General features: G+C 26.5%; 1 protein-coding gene. It reads left to right on the forward strand.

The window, feature by feature from the left end; genetic code table 11:
- Positions 1-1,010, forward strand: a 1,010-nt coding sequence (locus GBG18_RS14955) for an IS110 family RNA-guided transposase (protein ID WP_152192365.1), incomplete at its 5' end; no start/stop codon positions are given.
- Positions 1,011-1,229: the final 219 nt, after the last annotated feature.

The following is a 1,229-nucleotide window of genomic DNA, read 5'->3' on the forward strand; positions in this document are numbered from 1 at the left end:
ATGTGATATTATTAAATCCTTATCAAACTGCACAATATAGGAATATGCTGACAATGAAATATGTTAAAAATGATAATATTGATTCTTTAATAATTGCACTTTTAATAAAAAGTGGAAGATACTCAAAGGGTTATGTTAATGAAGAGCAATTATCATCACTAAAAGTTTTATTTCGTCATAAAGAAAATATAAAAGAAAAACTTAAATCTATAAAAAGAGAAACCTCTTCTTTATTAGTTGTTGTATTTCCTGAACTAGAAAAAGTAATAAGAGATCCATATAATGTAACTGGATTAATTTTACTTGAGAAATACCCAACAGCTAAACATTATGAATATGCAACAGCTTCTAGAATAGTAAAACTATTTAGAAAGGTAAAAGGTAATAATTTTACTTTAGATAAAGCAGAACTACTATTATCTTATTCAAGAGATAGTATTTACTCAGGTGTTGCAAAAGATGCAAGAGCATTTTTTATTAGATCTAATATTAAACTAATTAAAGCTTTACAAGAACAGATTTCCCAATTAGAAGAAGAAATGCTTAAACTATTTAATAAGACAATTGATTCTTCTACTATAACAATAGAAGATGAAGATTATATATCTTCTGTTCTTACTAACTTAAGAACTATTCCAGGTGTATCAGATAAGACATTATTAGCCGTATTAGCTGAATGTGGAAATCTTGATAGATTTAAAGATGTAAAATCTTTAATTGGGTATCTGGGATTATATCCTACAATGGAACAATCAGGTAATACTTTAAAATATGGTCGTCTAGCTAAAAGAGGAGCTAAATATGCAAAGAAAGCATTATATTTAGCATCAGTAGCAGCTGTTAGGCATAATAGTGAATTAAAACAAATCTTTAGAAATGCTCTTGCCAAAGGAAGAGCTAAAAAAGAAGCCTTAATTATAATAGCAAGAAAATTAGCCAAAATCATTTGGGCAATTTATAATCATAATCAACCTTATACTCCATCTCGAGTATTTGTAGCACATCCTTAATCTTAATTTATGATGCAAATAACAATGAACTGTAAAAGAACTAAACAAATAATTTAATACTATAAATTGGCATAATAAATAGCTAATACCTTTTTACTTGTTTACGATGATAAATTTCATCTCTAAAGAACTCAAAATGAGTGCTTTAAAAATAAAACCTAAAAGTATGCACTTTTTAAATTTTATTTCTTATTTAAGCTATTCTTTATAGGAAGGCTT

This window comes from Poseidonibacter ostreae, assembly GCF_009208075.1.
Taxonomy (GTDB): domain Bacteria; phylum Campylobacterota; class Campylobacteria; order Campylobacterales; family Arcobacteraceae; genus Poseidonibacter; species Poseidonibacter ostreae.